This is a genomic window from Nocardia sp. NPDC003963 (assembly GCF_053605105.1).
Genome location: NZ_JBSGIP010000001.1, coordinates 1,066,021 through 1,088,036, shown reverse-complemented (window position 1 = coordinate 1,088,036; position 22,016 = coordinate 1,066,021). Strand labels below are relative to the sequence as shown.

General features: G+C 68.3%; 3 protein-coding genes. 2 read left to right on the top strand and 1 reads right to left on the bottom strand.

Translation table 11 applies throughout. The features are described from left to right. Positions 1-184 precede the first annotated feature (184 nt). Both ACWEWT_RS04995 and ACWEWT_RS04990 read left to right on the top strand, forming a co-directional pair. A complete protein-coding gene (locus tag ACWEWT_RS04995) occupies positions 185-1,417 on the top strand; it encodes a cytochrome P450 family protein (RefSeq protein ID WP_452556270.1) in 1,233 nt (410 codons plus the stop codon). Between the two features lie 271 nt (positions 1,418-1,688). Next, positions 1,689-2,933 (top strand): cytochrome P450, encoded by a 1,245-nt coding sequence (locus tag ACWEWT_RS04990; protein WP_452556268.1) that lies wholly within the window; start codon positions 1,689-1,691, stop codon positions 2,931-2,933. 66 nt (positions 2,934-2,999) lie between these two features. On the opposite strand, the gene ACWEWT_RS04985 is transcribed toward ACWEWT_RS04990, so the two are convergent. Beyond that, positions 3,000-21,203, bottom strand: a complete 18,204-nt coding sequence (locus tag ACWEWT_RS04985) for an amino acid adenylation domain-containing protein (protein ID WP_452556266.1) — start codon at positions 21,201-21,203, stop codon at positions 3,000-3,002. Positions 21,204-22,016: the final 813 nt, after the last annotated feature.

Sequence of the window (22,016 nt, the reverse complement as noted above, 5' to 3'; positions counted from 1 at the left end):
GATGCTCGGACATGTCCGGCCGACCGGACAAACCCGACGGGGTGGCGACACCCGCGGCACGGCGCCCGCGCCGGCCGCAGTGCAGACAGAGAGGGCGGTGCTCCGGTGCAGTTCGACGACCGAAACGCCGTCCTCCCGGTCGACGCTCCGTCTTTCGTTGAACCAGCCCTTTGTGAGGACCCCGATGCCCGATCTCCAGACCGCTACAACCCCTCCCGCAGTACTCGACGTAACCGGTGCGGATATCGCCGGTGAAGGCACGAAACTGCGCGAACGGGGACCGATTGTTCCCGTGGTCCTTCCCCGGGGTGTGCGGGCCTGGTCGGTCACCGAATACACAGTCCTACGCGAGCTCCTGGCCGACCCGCTGGTATCCAAGGATCCCAAACAGCACTGGACCGCTTTCATCAACGGTGAGATCCCCGCGGACTGGCCCCTGGGGACCTGGGTGGGCGTCGCCAATATGTTCACCGCTTACGGTCCCGACCACCGAAGACTGCGGAAGCTGGTGGCTCCCGCCTTCACCCACCGCCGTACCCAGATCATGAAGCCACGGGTCCAGTCCATCACCACGGAGCTGCTCGACGCGCTCGCCGAGCACCCCGCCGGCGAGCCGGTCGACATCCGGGCCGCGTTCGCCGAACCTCTGCCGATCCGGGTGATCACCGAGCTGATGGGTGTCCCACAGGATCTGCAGCCGCCGCTGCGGGTCTGCGTCGACGAACTGTTCTCGGGTACTCCGCAGCGTGATCCCCAGGAGAACTACCTGGAGTTCCTGCGCACACTCGGTGAGTTGGTCCAGCGCCGCCGCGTGGATCCGGGCGACGATCTGACCAGCGCGCTGATCGCCGAATGCGACGAGGACGGCGACCGGCTGACCGAACAGGAACTCGTCGACACCCTGCTCCTGATGATCAGCGCCGGCTTCGAGACAACGGTCAACCTGCTGGGCCAGGCCATCTATATGCTGCTGAGCGACCCCGCGCAGCTGACCGCGCTGGGAGCCGGGAAATTCACCTGGCCCGATGTCATCGAGGAGACGCTGCGTTTCGCCCCGCCGGTCGCGCACCTTCCGTTGCGATACGCCGTCGACGATATCGCCGGGACCCCGATCCGCAAGGGTGAGGCCATCCTGGCCTCGTTCGCGCCGGCCAACCGTGATCCCAAGATCCATGCCGTCCGACCGGACGAGTTCGACCCCGCGCGGACGTCGAAAGATCATCTGTCGTTCGGATACGGCGCGCACCACTGTCTGGGGGCGTCGCTGGCTCGCCTCGAAGCCGAAATCGCTCTTCCGGCGCTGTTCGAGCGGTTCCCCGATATGTCCTTCGCTGTCGATCCCGCCACGATCGACACTATCGACAGTTTCATCGCCAACGGGCACACCCGGCTCCCGGTCCATCTGAGCGGATCCTGATCCCGCGGCCTTCGCGCGGCCCGTGCCGCCCCGAACCCCGGGGCGGCACGGGCCGCGCCCACCTGACGGGCCGGGGACCGGAATGCCGCCCGACTTCTCATATGGGCCAAATACGCACGCGCACAGTGCCTTACGGTGCCGCATCGGACTAGAGTCGCATTCGTACGGATCGTCGATCGCTATCGATCGGCACGGACGAAACCTTCATCGGTAAGGTCCGGAGTCCGGCCTCACTATCAATGATCGATCAGAGTTCCATGGAGCAACACCGTTGACGACCGACCCGCACACCACTGCCCGCCCTGTATTGCACGGATCGCCGCTGGGCAGTGCCGGCGGGTTCGCGCTGTACACCGAGGAATTCGCCGCGGACCCACACCGGATCTACGCGCGGATGCGGCAGTCCCACCACTCACTGGTCCCGGTGGAACTCGCCGAAGGCGTGCCCGCGACCCTGGTCATCGGATACGACGCCGCGGTCAAGATCCTCAACGATCCGGACAGGTTCCCGGCCGATCCCCGGACCTGGCAGAAGGCGCTGCCGCCGGACAGCCCGGTCAAGAGCATGATGGAGTACCGGCTCAATGCCCTGCGCAATTCCGGGCCCGAGCACACCCGGTATCGGCAGCCGACGGTGGCGGCGCTGGCGGGAGTGGACCCGTACGCACTGCACAGGATGGTCGGGGAGCGTGCTCTCCCGCTGATCAACGCCTTCTGCCGGGACGGGTCGGCCGAGCTGTTGCAGCAGTACGCGTTCCCGCTGGTGTTCGATGTCCTCAATGTCATGATGGGGTGCCCGCAGGAAGTCGCCGGCGAGCTCGTCGAAGCGTTCGCGGCGATGTTCGAGGGCGGAGACGCCGACGTCATCAACGGTAAGATCTTCCACGCTCTCTCGACGCTGATCGCGGCCAAGCGAGAGACTCCGGGTGAGGATGTGGCCACGCGCCTGATCACGCACGCCGTCGGATTCAGCGACGCGGAACTGATCGACCAGCTGATCACCATGTACGCGGCGGGTATCGAACCGGGTGTGAACCTGATCGGTAACGCACTGCGACTGATGCTGACCGATCAGCGTTTCGCCGGTGATGTGCTCGGCGGGAGCCTGTCGGTACGGGCGGCGCTCGACGATGTGCTGTTCAACGATCCGCCGATGGCCAATTACTGCATCAGCTATCCGCGGCAACCCACCCTGGTGGAAGGTGTGTGGCTGCCCGCGCACCAGCCCGTGCTGATCAGTATGGCGGCGTGCAATACCGACCCCGCGATCCGCGGTACCGCCCACGTCGGCGCCAACCGCTCGCATCTCGCGTTCAGTGCCGGACCGCACGTATGTCCGGCACGGGACCCGGCGTGCATGATCGCCGAAGTCGCCCTCGAACAGCTCCTGGATGTGATCCCCGAGATCGAGCTCGCGTGTCCTCCGGAGAAGTTGCAGTGGCGGGTGGGACCGTTCCACCGGGCGCTGGCTGCGCTCCCGGTGACATTCCCGCCGTCGGCACCGCTACCGATCTGAGAACTCGGCGCGGCGGCTCTCGTGAACAGGGCTGAACTCGATACCCGAGCTGCCCGGGTATCGAGTTCAGTCGAGGTGGGCGTCGAGGATTCGGGCGATCTGCTCGACGGCCGCCGGATCGGTCATGGCGAGGTGGGTGGCGTCTATATCGGTATTCGAGATCCGGCCGCGGACGACCGGCGTCCAGCCTTCGTAGCCGGTGGCGTCGGGGCTGCGATCCACCGTCGCGGTGAAGTAGAGCAGATCGGCGTCCAGGACCTGCGGCCGCCACATACTCGCTGCGCGCATGGACTGGTTGTAGGCGTCGGTCATCCGCTGGATCATGTCCGCGTCCACCGGGAACCCCTCTCCCAGATGCTGCCTGATGAGGTCGGCGGCTTCCTGGGATGTGGCGTCCTCGTCGACGAAATCGATGCCCAGGACCGGCCCCAGGTTGCTGATCAGTTCACCGGCGGTGACTGTGGCGAGCTCGGCCGGATCGATAGCGCCGGCCTCGGCATCCAGCAGGGCCAGCAGGGCGACCTGCTCACCCGCCGCCCGCATCTCGACGGCGATCGCATGGGCTATCTGGCCACCCAGCGACCAGCCGAGCAGATGGTAGGGGCCGTGCGGCTGGACCTGCCGGATCTCGGCGAAATAGCGGTGGGCGGTCTCCTCGATCGTGGCGGGCCCGGGAGTGTCCCCACTGATCTGGGGAGCCTGGATACCGTAGATCGGCCGGTCGGATGTGAGGTATTCGGCGAACGGGCGGTAGCTCCAGGCCAGGCCGGAGGCGGGGTGGATACAGAACAGGGGAGCTCGGTCGCCGCCGGTGCGGATCGGCAGCAGGACATCGAAACCGAAGGCTGCCGCCGGATCGGTATAGGTGTGGCCGGAACGCATCCCCGATTCGATCCGCTTCGCGAGATCGGCCGGGCGCGGGTCGGTCAATATCCAGCTGATCGGGACGTCGTAGTCCAGTTCCTTCTTCAGCTCGCTCACCACCTGCACCGAACGCAGCGAGTTGCCGCCGAGGGCATAGAAGTCGTCGTCGGCTCCGACACGTTCCACGCCGAGCACGTGACCGTAGGCCCGGACGACTTCTCCTTCCAGCCAGGACGCCGGCTCCCGGAACTCCCCTACCGCGAATTCCGGCTCCGGCAGGTGACCGCGATCGAGCTTGCCGGAGGCGGTGAAAGGCACCGTATCGAGCACCATCACGGTGGTGGGGACCATGTAGCCGGGTAGTTCCGTGGCGGCGTGCGCGAGAACAGCGTCGGGGTCGACGGTGGCGCCGGCGGTGGGGACGAGATAGCCGACGAGCTGGTCACCGGCAGGGGCGGTGTGTACCGCGACGATCGCGCGGGCGACGGTGTCGTGTTCGGCGAGAACCGCTTCGATCTCGCCGAGTTCGATCCGCAGGCCACGTAGCTTCACCTGGAAGTCGGTACGGCCCAGGTATTCCAGTTCGCCACCGGGCAGCCGGCGAGCCAGGTCGCCGGTGCGATAGAGCCGCTCCCCCGCGGTGAACGGGTCGGGTACGAATCGTTCCGCGGTGAGACCGGGCCGGTCCTGGTAACCGCGGGCGACCTGACGGCCGGCCAGGTACAGGTCTCCCGCGACTCCGGGGGGTGACGGTTGCAGTCGGCTGTCGAGCACATAGGCGCGTACGTTCCAGACCGGTGTGCCCATCGGGATGTTGCCGGTGTCGTCTCCGGTGACGAGGTGTTCGGTGGCGTGCAAGGTGAATTCGGTGGGCCCGTACAGATTGTGCAGGTCGACATCGGGCATCACCCGGCGGGCGGCGGAGACGACGTCCTGGCCGAATGCCTCGCCGCCCACGAGCAGTGCCCGTACCGATGCCAGCGATCCCGGCGGGGCGGCGTCCGCGAACGCGGCGAGCATCGAGGGTACGAACGAGGTGACGGTGACCTGGTGGGCGTCGATGGTTTCGGCGAGGTAGGCGGGGTCGGTGTGTCCGTAGGGTGCCGCGATGACCATCCGCGCACCCGCGATCAGGGTGGCGAACAATTCCCATACCGAGACGTCGAAGGTGGCGGGGGTCTTCTGCAGGACCACATCATCGGGGGTCAGCGAATACGTTCCGTTGATCCAGCGCAGCTGGTTGAGCACTGCGCGGTGCGGTACGGATACTCCCTTGGGCCGTCCGGTGGAACCGGAGGTGAACAGCACGTAGGCGACGTTCTCCGGCCGCAGCGGGATGTGACGCTCACGGTCGGTGACGGGGCTGTCGTCGAATCCGGAGGCATCGAGGCCGTCCAGTGTGGACAGGACCATGACGGGATGCGCGGTGTCGAGCATGTAGTCGATCCGTTCGGCCGGATGGTCCGGGTCGATCGGGACGTATCCGCCGCCGGCGGCGAGGATCGCGTACATCGCGGTGACCTGATCCAGCGATCTGCGCATCTGTAGTGCCACCAGGGTTTCCGGGCCCACCCCGCGGGAGATGAGCAGCCGGGCCAGCCGGTTGACGCGGGACGCGAACTGCGCGTAGGTGAGGGTTTCGTCGGCGGTGGTGACGGCGGGCAGATCGTGGTGGGTGTGCACCGAGTCGGTGAACACCGAGGCGAGTGTCTCGTCCTGTCCGAGGTGGTAGGCGGTGGTGTTCCACCACACGAGTTCGGCGTCGCGTTCGTCGGGATCGAGCAGGTTCACATCGTGGACGGACCGGGCGGGGTCGCCGGCGATCGCGTCGAGCAGTCGCAGGAGGCGGTCGACAAAGGTGGTGGCGGTGGCCTCGTCGAAGAGGTCGGTGGCGTAGGTGATACCGCCGGTGATGCCGGTCGGCGCGCCGGCGGCATCGTGCGAGTCCGATACCGTGATCTGGAGGTCGAACAGGGAGGTTCCGGTATCGGCTTCGACCGCAGACACCGACAGTCCCGGTAGTTCGAAGTCGGTGGTGGCGAGGTTCTGGAAGGCGAGCATCACCTGGAACAGCGGGTGGTGGGCGTGGGTCCGTACCGGGTTCAGTTCCTGCACCAGCCGTTCGAACGGGACATCGGCGTGCCCGAAGGCCGCCAGGTCGGTGCCGCGGACATGTTCGAGCAGTTCGGTGAACGACATTCCGGGGGTGAGCCGGGTCCGGAGGACGAGCGTGTTGACGAACATGCCGACCAGGTCGTCGAGTTCGGGTTCGCCACGCCCGGCGTAGGGGGTCCCGATAGCGATATCGTCGGTGTGCGCCAGCCGGGCCAGGGTGGCCGCGAGTGCCGCGTGGAACACCATGAACAGAGTGGTGTTGTGTGCCCGGGCGACCTTTTCGAGCTTCGCGTGCAGTTCGGCATCGAGTTCGATCGGGACATTGGCGCCCGCGTAGGTCTGGGTGGGCGGCCGCGGCCGGTCGGTGGGAAGTTCCAGCAGCGCCGGTAGGTCGGTGAGCTGTTCGGTCCAGTAGTCGATCTGGGCGTGCAGCAGCGAATCGGGGTCCTCCTCGGTGCCCAGGACGCTGTGCTGCCACAGCGCGTAGTCCGCGTACTGCACGGCCAGCGGCGGCCAGGCGGGCGGCTCGTGGTGCAGCCGCGCCGAGTAGGCGGCCATCATGTCCCGGGCGAGCGGGGCCAGCGATGATCCGTCGCCGGAGATGTGGTGCAGGACCACGGCCAGGATCCACTCGTCGGGTCCCAGTTCGTACAGGCGCACCCGGAACGGCACTTCGGTGGTCACATCGAACACTGCCGATACGAAAGCCGAGAGTTCGGTGACCAGGTCGGCTCGTTCGACCGGGGTGACGGCCATCGGCGGCATCGCGCCGGCGGCGGGTAGCACGACCTGCGCCGGGGTGCCCTCGAACTGTGGGTAGACCGTGCGCAGTACTTCGTGCCGGGTCATCACATCGTCGACGGCGGTGCGGAGCGCGTCGATATCGAGCCGTCCGGTCAGCCTGATCACGATCGGGATGCTGTAGGCGGCGGAATCGGGTTCGAACCGGTTCAGGAACCACATCCGCTGCTGGGCGTAGGACAGCGGGATACGATCCGGGCGCTGCTGTGTGGTGAGCGAGATCCGGCCGGTATCGGCGTGTGATTCGGCACGGGCGGCCAGTTTCGCGACGGTGGGTGCCTCGAAGATGATCGATACCGGGACCGAGGCGTCGAGGGCGGCACCGATCCGGGCGGCGACGCGGGTCGCGACCAGGCTGTTGCCGCCCAGTTCGAAGAAGTCGTCGTCGGCGCCCACGGGGCCGTCGACGCCGAGCAGTTCGGCGTACACCCCGGCCACGATCTCCTCCACCGGTGAGGACGGGGCCCGGAACTGCCTGGCCTGGAGTACCGGTGCGGGCAGGGCCTTGCGGTCGAGTTTCCCGTTGGGTGAGAGCGGGATCTCGTCGAGGACCATCACCGCGGCGGGGACCATATAGGAGGGCAGTTTCGCGGCGGCCGCCGCGCTGAGTTCTTCGCTGGAGACAGCGGTGCCCCGCGCCGGTACCACGTAGGACACCAGGAGGACGGGGCCGACACCGTCGCGGCGTGGGACGGTGACGGTGAACGCGATATCGTCGCGGGCGTTGAACACCGCATCGATTTCGCCGAGTTCCACCCGGAAGCCGCGCACCTTGACCTGGAAGTCGTTGCGTCCGACGAATTCGAGGTCGTGGTCGGCGTTCCAGCGTACGACGTCGCCGGTGCGGTACATCCGCAGGCCGGGTTCACCGTAGGGAGTGGCGACGAAGCGGCCGGCGCTGACGGCGGCCCGGTTGAGGTAGCCGCGTGCCAGCCCGGGGCCGGCCAGATACAGTTCGCCCGCCACTCCCACGGGTACGGGCCGCAGCCGGTCGTCCAGTACCAGAGCCCGCATTCCGGCTCGGGGGCCGCCGATGCGGGGACGGTCGCCGGGCAGCATGCGGGGTGCGCTGGTGGCGACGACGGAGGTTTCGGTCGGTCCGTACAGGATCCGGAATTCCCGGGTACCGGCCCGGTCGGTGCCGGCCCACCGGTTCACCAGTTCGGAGGGCACCTCTTCGCCGCCGGCCATGACGACCTGCAGGTCGTCGAGTCCGGCGGGGTCGACCGAGGCGAGGGCGACCGGGGTGACGAATGCGTGGGTGACCCGCTGGGTGCGGAGCAGGGCGGCGAGTTCGCTGCCGCCGTACATACCGGCCGGTGCCAGGACGAGCGTGGAGGCGCCACCGATCGCGAGCAGGATCTCCAGTAGCGAGGCGTCGAAGGACGGTGACGCGAAATGCAGTACCCGGGAATCGGGTCCGGTGTGGTGCCAGGCGTGCTGGGCGGCGAGGAAATCGGCGATGGCGCGGTGCTCCACGACGACGCCCTTGGGGACGCCGGTGGATCCGGAGGTGAAGACGATATAGGCGGTGTGGGTGGCCAGGAGCGGGGCGCGCCGGTCGGCGTCGGTGACGGGGTCGCCGGGCAGTGCCCGGATCCGGGTGCGCACGGAGGCGTCGTCGAGGACGAGCCAGTCCAGGGCGTCGGGTAGTTCGGTGCGGGCAGCCGTCACCGTGACGCCTAGCGTGGCACCGGAATCGACGATCATCTGTTCGATCCGGCTCGCCGGATAGCGGGCGTCGACCGGTACATAGGTGGCACCGGATTTGACCACCGCCCACCACGCGATCACCGATTCCACCGACCGCGTCGCGGCGACCAGTACCGGATCCTCCGGTCCGGCGCCGCGCTGGATCAGCGCGCGTGCCAACTGGTTCGACCGGATATCGAGTTCGGTGTAGGTCAGTGCGGTATCGCCGGCGATAAGGGCCGTGCCGGGACCGTTGTCCCGGACCGCGGCGGCGAAAGCGTCCGGTAGCAGTGCGGGCGCACCCTCGATACGGGGTCCGACGCGGGATACGAGGGTGGTGTGTTCGTCGGTATCGAGCCAGTCGATATCACCGACCGCGGTGGACGGATCGGCGGCGACGGCTTCCAGTACCCGGATCAGCCGCTGGACGAACACGGCGACCGTCGCTTCGTCGAACAGGTCGCGCGCGAACATCATCATTCCGGAGATGCCCTGTGCCGCACCGCCCCTCCCGTAGTTGTCGGAAACGATGAGCTGCAGGTCGAACTGGCACATACCGGTATCCACTTCGGCGCGCGACACTCTGACATCGGGGAGCACCACATCGACCGACGACAGGTTCTGGAATGCCAGCGCCACCTGGAACAGTGGATGCCGGTCCGGCGACCGCTGCGGTTTCAGCTCCTCCACGACCCGCTCGAACGGGACGTCGGCGTGTTCGAATGCCTGGAGATCCGTTTCCCGCGTCCGCGTCAGCAGGTCGGCGAAGGGTTCGCCGGGGTGGACCTGGGTGCGCAGTACCAGGGTGTTGACGAACATCCCGACCAGATCGTCGAGGCCGGGTTCGCCGCGTCCGGCGATCGGTGTGCCGATCACCACGTCGTCGGTGTTGCCGGAGCGGCCGAGTAGTACCGCGACGGCGGCGTGCAGGACCATGAACAGTGACGAACCGCGCGCGTGCGCCAGATCCATCAATCGTTGGTGCAGATCCGCGCCGATTTCGAGGGGGACCCGGCCACCGGCCAGCGAGGCCACGGCGGGGCGGGGCCGGTCCGACGGTAGGTCGATCCGGTCGGGTGCGTCGGCCAGGGTGTCGCGCCAGAACTCCAGCTGGGCCGACATGAGCGAGCCGGGGTCCTGCGCGGATCCCAGCATCCGGCGCTGCCACAGGGCGAAATCGGCGTACTGCACCGGCAGGGGTTCCCACAGGGGTGCGTGTCCGGCTACCCGGGCGGCGTAGGCCCGCATCACATCGCGGGCCAGCGGACCCATGGACTGGCCGTCACCGGCGATATGGTGGACCACCAGCACCAGCAGGTACTCGGCGGGCCGGTCACCGGAACCGGTTTCGAACAGTCCGACGCGCATCGGCACCTGCACGGTCACATCGAAGCCGCGGCGCAGGAATTCGCCGACCACTTCGGGGATCGCGGCCTCGTCCACCGGTACCGGTTCCAGGGCTGCCTCGGGTTCGTCCAGGATCACCTGTTCGGGCTCACCCGCGGTTTCGGGATAGATCGTCCGCAGCACCTCGTGGCGATCGGCGATATCGCGCAGGGCCTCGGCCAGGGCGGCGATGTCGAGGCGGCCCGTTAGTCGCAGCATCACCGGGATGTTGTAGGCGGCCGATTCCGGTTCGAAGCGGTTGAGGAACCACATGCGCTGCTGTGCCAGCGACAGCGGGACCGGGTCCGGGCGTGCTCCCGCGGTGAGCGGTACGCGGTCGCCACCGTGCAGTGAGGCCGTGTATTCGGCGAGACCCGCGACGGTGGGTGTTTCGAACATCGCCCGCACCGGCACCCGGACATCCAGGGCGGCGCCGACTCGCGCCACCACCAGTGAGGCGCTGAGCGAATCACCGCCGAGTTCGAAGAAGTCGTCGTCGGCACCCACCCGTTCGGCGTCGAGGACATGTTCGAAAGCTTCCGCGATCACGGTCTCCACCGGTGTGCCCGGCGCCCGGAACTCCCGGACGGCGAAAACCGGCTCCGGAAGGCGGTCGCGGTCGAGTTTCCCGTTGGAGGTCAGCGGCATGTGGTCGAGCAGCAGCACCGCGGCGGGCACCATGTACGCGGGCAGCGCTTCGGTCAGCGCCGCGGTGAGTTCCGCACCGGTGACGGTCGCCCCCGGGGCGGGCACCACATAGGACACCAGCACCACGGGCCTGCCCTCGGTACTGCGCGGCACGGTCACCGCGAACGAGACGTCCGGTCGGGCGCCCAGGGCGGCATCGACCTCACCGAGTTCGACCCGGTTGCCGCGCACCTTGACCTGGAAGTCGTTACGTCCCACGAACTCCAGTGCGCCGTCGTGGTTGCGGCGCACGATATCGCCGGTGCGGTACATGCGGTGGCCGGGCCCGTCGAACGGGCAGGCCACGAACCGGGCCGCGCTGAGTCCGGGGCGGCCGATGTAGGCATCGGCCAGCCCGGGACCGAACAGGTACAGTTCGCCCGCGACTCCGGCGGGGACGGGTCGCAGCCAGGTGTCGAGGACGGTGGCGGAAACCGGCCCGACCGGCCGGCCGATCGTGATGGGAGCACCCGCGGCCAGCGCGCTGTCTGCGGTGGCCCATATCGTGGTTTCGCTGGGCCCGTACAGGTTGACCATGGTGCGGTCCGGGGCCCACTGTTCGACCAGTTCCGGTCCGACCGGTTCACCGGCGGTGGAGAGCATCCGCAGGTCGTCGAGTCCCTCGCGGGGCAGGGTGGCCAGCGCCGACGGGGTCAGGACAGCGTGGGAGATATGTTCGCGGCGGATCAGATCGGCCAGTTCGGGGCCACCGTACACATCCGCCGGCGCCACGACCAACCGGCCGCCGGAACCGTGCGCCATCAGCAGTTCGAACACCGAGGCGTCGAAGTTGGGTGAGGCGACCTGCAGAACGGTCGCGTCGGAACCGACGCCGAGAATGCTGCGCTGGGCCGCCACGACCTCGGCCAGCGCGTGGTGGGCGACCAGCACACCCTTCGGTGTTCCGGTGGATCCGGACGTGTAGATCACGTACGCGGGGTGCGCCGGCCGGACGGGTCCGCCGCGCTCGGCGTCGGTGATCGGGGCGGGCTCGTCCGGTTCACTGCTCGCGGCGGAGTCGACGATCAGCCAGTCGATACTGTCGGGCAGCTGTGGACGGGAGGCGCGGTCGGTGAGCCCGAGAGTGGTGCCGGAGTCCGACAGCAGGAACTCGGTCCGGTCCGGGGGCAGATTCGGGTCCATGGGCAGGAACGCGGCGCCCGCTTTCGCCGCGGCCCAGATCGTGACGATCATGTCGAGCGAGCGGGGCAGCGCGGCGGCGACCAGGACACCCGGGCGGCCGCCGCGGCGGAGCAGCAGCCGGGCGAGGTGATTCGCGCGTTCGTCGAGTTGCCGGTAGGTCAGAGCGACCGGACCGTAGGTGACCGCGATCTCATCGGGGTGGGCGGCCGCGGTGGCGGTGAACAGGGCGCCCAGCGTGATCTCGGGGAGGTTCTCGGCGCGGGGGGCGGGCAGTACCGGGCTCGCCGGATCGTCCGGGGCGAGTTCACCGAGCCTCGTTGCCGGTTGGTGGGCGATCCGGTGCAGTAGTTCCACGAAGCGGTCCAGGATCCGGCCGGCCTGCGGGGTGTCGAATTCGCGGTCGAGGAAGCGCAGGGTGATGTGCAGGCTCTGTCCCGCGCCGTCCTCGTCCTGCTTCGGCGCTACCACCAGGCTCAGCGGGAACGGGGTGGCGTCGACGCCACTGATCTCGTCCACGCGCAGGCCCGCCGATTCGACGAGCTGCTGCAGGGCCGGACGGTCCACCGGGAAGGACTGGAACGCGATCGCGGTATCGAAGAGCTCGGTCACGCCGGCACTGCGATGGATATCGGGGAGCCCGATGTAGTGGTGGTCGAGCATACCGGCGTGCTGGGCCTGGATACGGGTCAGCAGTTCGCGCAGCGAGACCGCGGGGTCGAGCCGAACCCGGACCGGGATCGTGTTCAGGAACATGCCGAGTGTCTGCTCCACTCGCGGGAGTTCGGGTGGACGGCCCGAGACCGCGGACCCGAAGATCACATCGGTCTCGCCCGTCAGCGTGCGCAGGTTCAGTGCCCAGGCGGCGGCGACGGCGGTGTTGAGGGTGACGGCGGCATCGGCGGCCACCGCGCGCAGGTGTGCGAGCTGTTCGGCCGGGAGTTCGGCGGTGACCTCGGTGGCCGAGACCGAGCCCGCCGGGCCGGCGCCGCGGGCCACGAGGGTGGGGGAATCGACGTCGGCGTAGGCCTGCGCCCACGCGGCCCGGGACGCGGCGAGGTCCTGCCGGGCGAGCCAGCTCAGGTAGTCACGATAGGACGGGGCAGGTCCGGCGGCGCCGATATGTTCCGGCGCTCCGTAGTATTCGAGCAGTTCGCGCAGCATCAACGGCATCGACCAGCCGTCGAGGATCACATGGTGGTTGGTGATCAGCAGCCGGGACATGCCGGAGGCGGCGCGGATGAGGGTGAAGCGGATCAGCGGCGGAGCCGACAGGTCGAAACCGGCCGCGGCGTCCGCGGTGGCGATCCGGTCCCATTCGGCCGTCGGGTCGGTACCGTCGCCGAGCGCGAGATCCATCTCCTGGAAACGGACTTCGGCGTGGTCGAGTACCAGCTGACACGGCCCGACCGGGGTTTCCACGTATGCGGCGCGCAGGATGTCGTGCCGGTCGACCACCGCCTGCGCGGCGCGGCGTAGCCGCTCACCGTCGACGTGACCGGTGAAACCGATGACCGTCTGCACGGTGTAGCTGTCGCCGACGCCGGGGTCGAAGGTGGAATGGAAGTGGATACCGGATTGCATCGGCGACAGCGGCCATACGTCGGCCAGTGTGCTGTAGCGCTGTTCCAGTTGCTCGATATCGGGTTGGCCGAGCGAGACCAGCGGGAAGTCGGCCGGACGGTACGCGCGGTCCTCGATGCGGCGCGCGCGACCGGGTAGATCCGCGGCGGTCGGCGCGTCGGATTCGCTGCGGGCCAGTGCGGCGAGGGCGGCGACGGTTTTGCCGTCGAACACATCACGCGGGGTGAGGGTGAGCCCGGCTGCGCGGGCCAGCGCCACCAGCCGCATGGAGACGATACTGTCACCGCCGAGGGTGAAGAAGTTGCTCTCCGCCGACACGGTGTCCAGGTGCAGTACCTCGGCGAACAGTTGCGCCATCACCTGTTCGGCGGATGTGGACGGTGGCCGGCCGGCCGCCTGTTCGGCGAGGAACGCGCGTTCGCGCAGCGCTTTCCGGTCGATCTTGCCGACCGGGGTCAGCGGCATCGACTCCAGTTCCACGATCGCCGCCGGGTTCATGTAGCGGGCCAGCTCGGCGGCGAGATCATCGTGCAGGGCCGCCACATCCAGCGTCGTTCCGGGGGTGGGAACGACATAGGAGACCAGTACCGGCTCACCGGCGGGGCCTTGCTGAGCGACGGTGGCGACGCGGGCGACGGCGGAGTGCCGGGCCAGATGGGCGTCGACCTCGCCGGGTTCGATCCGCAGACCGTGGATCTTCACCTGCTGATCGCCCCGGCCCAGGTATTCCAGTTCCAGGCCGGTGCGGCCGCGTACCCAGCGCACCGAATCGCCGGTGCGATAGAGGCGGTCCCCGTGGGTCGATCGTGGATCGGCGACGAATCGTGCCGCGGTGGTGGCCGGCCGGTCGAAGTAGCCGCGGGCCAGCCCGGGACCACCGATGTACAGTTCCCCGGCTGTGCCGACCGGTACCGGGCGCAGCCACATATCGAGCACCGCGGCGGTCGCACCGCGGATCGGGCCGCCGATGGTGACCGGTTGGCCGGGACGCAGGAGATCGGAGCCGGTCGCCCAGATCGTGGTCTCGGTCGGGCCGTAGTGATTCATGAGCCGGCGGCCGGGTGCCCACTGGTGCACGATGTCGGATCCCGTGGCCTCGCCGACCACCGCGACCGTGGTGAGCGCCGGCAAACCGGCCGGGTCCATGGTGCTCAGTACCGACGGGGTGATGATGGCGTGGGTGACCCGTTCGGCGCGCAGTAGTCGCGCCAGATCGTCACCGCCGTATACCTCCGGTGGCGCCACGACGAGGCAGGCGCCGCTGCTGTGCGCGAGCAGCAACTCCGATACGGAGGCGTCGAATCCCGGCGAGGCGACCTGCAGCACCACCGAATCCGTGGTCGTGCCGAACGCTTCGGCTTGAGCGGCAGCGATATCGGCGAGGCCGCGGTGGCCGACCTGTACTGCTTTCGGTTTACCGGTCGACCCGGAGGTGTAGATCACGTAGGCGGTGTTGTCGGGTAGCAGACGCCCGGGGACGACCGGTTTCCGGGCCGGGGCCGGGAGCTGCGCGGCGTCCACGGTGAACCAGTCGACCGAATCCGGCAGCTGCCGGGCGACGGCGTCGATCGTCACGCCCAGTTCGCTGCGTGAATCGGCCAGCAGCTCCGCGATACGTTCGGGCGGGTTGGCCGGATCGAGGGGGACGAAGGCCGCGCCGGTCCGTGCCACGGCCCATACCGCCACGACCAGCTCGACGGATCGCGGAAGCGCCAGCGCCACGAACGTTTCCGGGCCGGCGCCGCGGGTGATCAGTCGCCGGGCCAGTGCGTCGGCGTGCTGTTCCAGTTCACGATAGGTCAGGGCGGTATCGCCGTGGCGGACGGCGAGAGCGTCGGGGTATCGGCGCGCGGTGCGGGACAGGATGTCGTACAGGCTGCGTTCGGCGACCGGAGGTTCGCCGTGTACCGAGAGCAGCTCCGCTCGTTCGGGATCCCAGTTCGTGGCGACCGCAGCGACCGGGCGTTCCGGATCGGTGACGAGCCGGGTCAGCAGCAGCTCGAAACGTTCGAGCAGGGTGCGCGCGTCGTCGGGCTCGAAGCGGTCGCCGGCGTACCGCAGGGTCACCGTATGGGTCGCGGACTCTTCGGTATCGGCGGCATCCCGCGACGGCGGGGTCACCTGCAGGCTCAACGGGTAGGGTGTCGCGTCCTGGGCGTCGAGATCGACGAGCCGCAGTCCCGCCGCGCCGAGATCACGGGCCAGGCCCTCCCGGTCGAGCGGATAGGACTCCAGCACCGTGACCGTGTCGAACATATCGGCGACACCGGTGGCCCGTTGCAGTTCCGCCAGACCGATATGGCGGTGATCGAGCATGGCGGCCTGCTCGGTTTGCGTACGGACCAGCAGATCGGCGACGGTCTCACCGGGATCGAGCCGTACCCGGACCGGCAGGGTGTTGATGAAGAGGCCGACCATGTGCTCGACGCCCTGGATATGCGGCGGGCGATCCGACACCGTGTTCCCGAACACCACATCGGACCGGCCGGTCAGCACCGTGAGCAGCAGCGCCCACGCCACCTGGATCGAGGTATTGGCGGTGACCCCGTGGGAGCGGCCCAGATCGAGCAGCGCGGCGGTGGTCGCGGCATCGAGTTTCAGCCCGACCTCGCCGCTGCGCGCGGTGGTCGTCCGGTCCGCGCGGCCGGTGACCCGCGTCGGGCTCTCGATCCCGGCCAGCATCCGCTGCCATGCCGCGGTCGCCGCCGTGGAGTCGCGGCTGTGCAGCCACTGGAGGTAGTCGCGGTAGGAACGCGGCGGCGCGAGTTCGGCTGCCGCGTCGCCGAACGCGTACAGCGACAGCAGTTCGTGGATGAGCAGCGGCATCGACCAGCCGTCGAGCACGATGTGATGGTTGGTGACCAGCAGCCGGCATTCGTCGGCGGCGGTGCGGATCAGATGGAACCGCAGCAGCGGCGGCCGGGCCGGATCGAACGGGGCTGCCGCCGCGACCGCGAGCTCGCGGAGCCGGTGGTCGCGGTCGGTGGCGTCACCGATATCGCTGATATCGGTGTACTGCCAGTCGGCACGGGTGTCGCCGAGTACGAGCTGGCGTGGTCCGCCGGCGCTTTCGACGAACGCGGTACGGAGGCTGTCGTGGCGGTCGACGAGTGCCTGCGCGGCCCAGCGCATCCGCTCGGCGTCGGCTTCCCCGGCGAAGGTCAGCGCCGCCTGCACGGTGTACCCGTCGGTGGTGTCGCGGTCGTAGATCGCGTGGAACAGCAACCCGGCCTGCAACGCGGTCAGCGGCCACACGTCGGTCAGCGACGGGTAGTCGCGCGTCCAGTCGTCGATCTCGTCCTGCGTAACGGTGACGAGCGGGAAATCCGACGGGGTGAAACCGCCCGCGGATTCGGACCGGATATGTCCCGCGAGGGAGCGCAGCGCGCGCACCCAGAGTCCGGCGAGTTCGTCGACCTCGGTGGCGTCGAGGACCTGCGCGGCGAACTCCCAGGTCGCTTCGAGTTCGAGTCCCTCGGGTCCCGGTTCGGCGATCGCGTTGATATCGAGCAGGGCGGGCAGCGTCATCCGCGGATCGCCGGTGGAGGTCAGCGAGGTGAATTCACGGGTGGGTGTCCACGCCCCCGAAAGTTCGCGGACACCCACCCGCCCCAGATAGTTGAAACTGATCTGAGGTTCCGGCGAGCTCCCCAGCTCGGCCCTACCCCGGGAGTCCAGATACCGCAGCATCCCGTAGCCGATACCGTTGTCCGGCACCGCCCGCAGCTGCTCTTTCACCTGCTGGATCGCGCGACCCGCGGCGGGACCGCCGGCGAAGGCATCCTCCGGATCGATATCCCGCAATTCGAGACGGATCGGGAATCGGGTGGTGAACCAGCCCACCGTGGCACTGAGATCGGCCCCCGGTACGGCCTGTTCCTCGCGGCCGTGGCCCTCCAGAGTGATCAGTTCCGCACCGGCGTTCATACCGCGCCGGCGCCGCCATTCACCCAGCGCCAGGGCCAGCGCGGTCAGCAGTGGATCGTTGGCGCTGCCGTGGAAGCGAGCCGGGACAGTGGTGAGCACGGCTTCGGTGACATCGGCCGGGATCCGGATCCGGATCTGTCCGGCGGTGGCCGCGACATCGCGTTCGGGGTCCAGGCGCCGGGCGCCGAGAAGCCGGTCGCCCGCTGCGTGGACACCTTGCCACAGCTCCAGTTCCGCGGCACGTCCGGCCGGTGCCTGTTCGACCAGCCCGTGTACCCAGCGCCGCACCGAAGTGCTGGGCGCGGGAAGATGCGGTTCGCCGCCCTCGGCGGCCTGCGCCCAGGCCTGGGCGAGATCGGTGAGCAGGATCCGCCACGATACGGCATCGACGGCCAGGTGGTGGATCACCAGCCACAGCAGGTCGGGTCCCGAACCCGTGCTGTCCTGTAGCCGGACGGCCTGCAGCAGTACCCCGTTGCCCGGGTCCAGCCGATCCGCGGCCGCCTGGAGCTGTGCGTCCACCTCGGCGGCGTCGCGCTGTTCCAGCGGCACCCGCAGCAGGGCCGCGTCGGCGTCGACGGTGCCCTGGTCGAGAACGTCGACGAACCGATCCAGCGATTCGGCGCCGCGCAGTACCGCGCGCAGGATGTCGTGGTGGTCCAGCAGTGACTGCAGGGCCCGGACCAGGTCGGGGTCCTCGACGTGCTCCGGTAGCTGGACCAGGGTGGCCTGCGCGAACCGGGTGTAATGACCGCGGCCGAGCATGGCGTGCATGATGGGCGACAGCGGCATGGGCCCCACACCGCCGCCGGGCAATTCGGCCAGTAGCGGTGCGTCACCGGCCTCGGTGGCCACGGCGGCGAGCCCGGCGACGGTCTTGCACTCGAAGACATCCTGGGTGGAGAAGCTCAATCCGACGGCCTTGGCCCGGGCCACCAGCTGGATCGACAGGATACTGTCGCCGCCCAGCGCGAAGAAGCTGTCGTCCGCCCCGGGATCGCCGACCCCGAGAACTTCGGCGAACAGGCTCGCCATCAGGTTCTCCCGGGGTGTGGCCGGTGCCCGGCCGGCGGGCGCGGTCGCGAAATCGGGTTCGGGCAGGGCGCTTCGATCCATTTTGCCGAACGCGTTCACCGGCAGGCGGTCCATCGGCAGGATGACCGCCGGGACCATATGCGGAGGCAGGGATTCGCGGGCGAAACGCTGGAGTCCGGCGGTATCGATGCGGCGGCCCTGGATCGGGACGACATAGGACGCCAGTACGGTCGCGCCGGCCTTGTTCTGCACCGGCACGGTGACCGACAGTTCCACGTCCTCGTGGCCGGTCAGGGCGGCGTCGATCTCCCCCGGTTCGATCCGATAGCCACGGATCTTCACCTGGAAATCGCTACGTCCCATCAGTTCCAGCGCCAACTCGTCGTGGTCGGCGGAGGACCAGCGCGCGAGATCGCCCGTCCGGTACATCCGGTCTCCCGGAGTGCCGTAGGGGTCGGCGACGAAACGGGCCGCGGTTTCGCCGACGCGGTGACTGTAGCCGCGGGCCAGGCCCGGACCGGCCAGATACAGTTCGCCCGCGGTGCCCCTGGGCACCGGTTGCAGGGTCCGGTCCAGCACCATGGCGGAAACACCCCGGATCGGGCCGCCGACGGTGAGTTCGCGACCGGGGTCGACCGGCGTCCCGGCGGCGGTCACGGTGGCCTCGGTGGGGCCGTACTCGTTGTGCATCACCGCGGATCCGGTCCACCGCTCGATGACGTTCGGCGGGCAGACATCGCCGCCGACCACGACGACGCGGAGATCGGTGAGCGGTTCGGGGTCCACGGTCGCCAGCATGGCGGGCGTCAGGATCAGGTGGGTGACGCGTTCTTCGGCGAGCAGCCGGGTCAGCGGGTCACCGCCGATCACCTCCGGCGGTACGACGATCAGCGTGGACCCGTTCGCGAAGCAGGTGAGGAACTGTTCCTGGGAGGCATCGAAGCTGGGTGAGAGCGCATAGGACACCCGCGATGTCGTGTCGATACCGTGTGTTCCACTGCGGTCGGCGATGAGGTTGGCCAGCCCGGTATGGGTGACCTGTACGCCTTTCGGGAGACCGGTGGAGCCGGACGTGTAGGTCAGGTAGGCGAGATTACCGGGCCGCAGGGGCCGGATCCGGTCGGTATCGGTCACCGGATCGCCGGCGGCGGAATCGAACTCGTGCCGGGTCGCCGGGTCGTCGAGGACGACCGGGCGCACCTGCCGCGGTAGCCGATCCCGATGGTCATCGAGGGTGATCGCCACCCGCGCGCCGCTGTCGACGACCATGTGCTCGATACGTTTGGACGGGTACTCCGGATCGATCTGCACGATGGCGGCACCGGATTTGGCGACCGCCCACGCGGCGACCACCGATTCGACGGAACGGCGCAGCACGATCGCGACCGCGGTCTCGGGGCCGCAGCCCAGCGTGATGAGATGCCGGGCCAGCTGCGAGGATCTGGTGTCGAGTTCGGCGTAGGTCACCGTCCGGCCGGGTGCGACCACGGCAGTGTTGTCGCGATACGCGGCAGCGCTGTCGGACAAGATATCGGGTAACAGCCGGGTTCCGGTGCCGCGCGGACCCCGGACGGGTAGCAGCGCGGCGCGTTCCCGCGCTTCCAGCAGCGGCAGGCCGCTGACCCGGTATTCCGTACCTCCGGCGAGGAATTCGTGCAGGAACATGAGGAATCGCCGGTGGTGGTCGGCGAGCTCGGCACGGCTGTAGACGTTCGGGTTCCCCTGGAAATCGATATGGGTGCTCTCACGCCCGGCACCCGGGTAGATGTTGACGAACAGGTCGGCGGTGGGGCCGGAGGTGAGCACGTTGAGGCGGCCGGTCGTCTCACCGAACACGACCTCGTTCTCGACCATCATGAGGTTCACGGCCGGCCCGAACGACGCGGCCTCGTCCCGTGCGATCCCCATATCGTGGAAGATGTCCTCCTGGCGGTAACGCTGACGCCGCAGCGCGCTGGTGAGTTCGCTCTGCGTAGCGTCGATCAACGCACCCACGGTGCGGCCGGCGACCGCGACCCGCAGCGGGACCACATTGGCGACCATGCCGCCGGAACGGCGCAGCACCGCGGAATGCCTACCCGACACCGGCAGGCTCAGCAGCACTTCGTCGCTTCCGGTCATCCGGGCCAGGTAGGCGGCGAACGCCGCGACCACGATCGGGGTGACGCTGGTACCGCGCTCGGCCACCACATGGTCGAGCAGCCGCGCGGTCTCCGCGGGCAGGGACGCGCTGATGAGTTCCGGATGGATGGTCGGTTTGCTGACGCGGCCCGCCAGGCTGACCACGGGCGGAGCGCCGGCGAGGTGTTCGGTCCAGTACCTGCGGTCGTTCTCGAACCGCTCCGACCCCCGGTAGCCCAGGTCCTGCTCGATGATCTCGCCCAGGTACTTCGCGGTCGCGGGCGGTGCGTCGTTCCCTTCGATCCAGGCGTTGTAGAGCTCGGTGATGCGGTGCAGCATCGTCACGGCGGCGAATCCGTCCAGCGCGATATGGTGGGCGCGCTGATACCACAGGTAGTGGTCCGCGCCGACCTGGTAGACAACGCTCTTCATGAGGTGGTCGCCCAGCAGGTCCAGCGGCGCCGCGTAGTCCTCGACCATGAGGCGGTGTGCGGCCGCGGCCGGATCGTTGTGGCGCCGTAGATCCACTACCGATACCGGGGATCCGACGGATTCGTCGACGTACTGACAGGGCTCGCCGTCCACCTCGATGAGGTGGATATGCCCGGAGCCGAACTCGCGGTCGGCGGTCTCGCACGCTTCGATGAGCAGATCCGTTTTCAGTTCGCCGATGATCTCGACGTACTGGGCGACCGAGATCGGTGAGGAACCGGCGAGATGTTGGGCGAACCAGATTCCGCGCTGCGCGGCCGACAGGCGGAGGATGTCACGGCGGGACGGCCCGGTGAACGTACCGGTGCCCGGTTGCGCGCCCGAACCGTTACCGTAGGCCGGACCGGCCGGCGTCGTGGACGGGCCGGGCTGCGTGGAGCCGGTCCGGCTCGGGCTGCTGTCGATTTTGCGCTCGGACTGGGTCACCTGTCCTCCAATTTCCCGTAACGGGGAAGCTGCTCCGAAGAACCGCCGGCGGCTTCCCCGAATGCGCAGGGGATATTATTGAAACGACAATTCATGTCGCCGATTCGAGATATTTCTGCATCGTTGCCCAGGGAATGCAGCACCCGATCTCCCGAATTCGATTCCGAATGGAAATAAATTGGGATGAGCGAGACCTGACGGTTATGTTTCCGGCAGGTTCCGGAGGCGCGCTCGACCTATCGCCGTAGTCGCCGTGAGAAGCTAGATATTGCGCCGTCTTCGCCGAGCCGGACGGCTGCTGAGTCGCCGCCCGGCGGGCCCTGCACAGAGGGGTTCCGCACTGCTCGTGCACGCATCGTTACCATCCCAGAGGTGGGATACATGCAGGTCACGTATATGGCTCGAAACCGAGTCGGGGTCGGTGAGCGGGGGGCGAACATCGTCGATATTCATCGGTAGCACCAAATCGCCTTCTGGCCGTGGCTTACCTCTGTGCCAGTTGTCCCGGTGGATTCCCCACAACCCCGACAATCGGAGGAACCCCTTTGTCGTGCCGATCTGCCGCAATTCCGGCAATCGGACCGGCAGTCGTCGAAGTGCATTCTCGGAAATCTCGACGACCAGCTTCGGAACGCCATAATAAGCGAGGTCCGGCGAGGTCCGCAACGACGATTCTCACAGCCCGCCACAGCGGGGGAAAAGAAGGGTTTACGGGCGATTTCCGGTAGTTCGTCAGGATAAGCAATCGGGTATTGCGTGATCGACGCGGAAATCTGCCGGGTAATCGTGTCGTCACGGCCCGGCGGCCGGGAT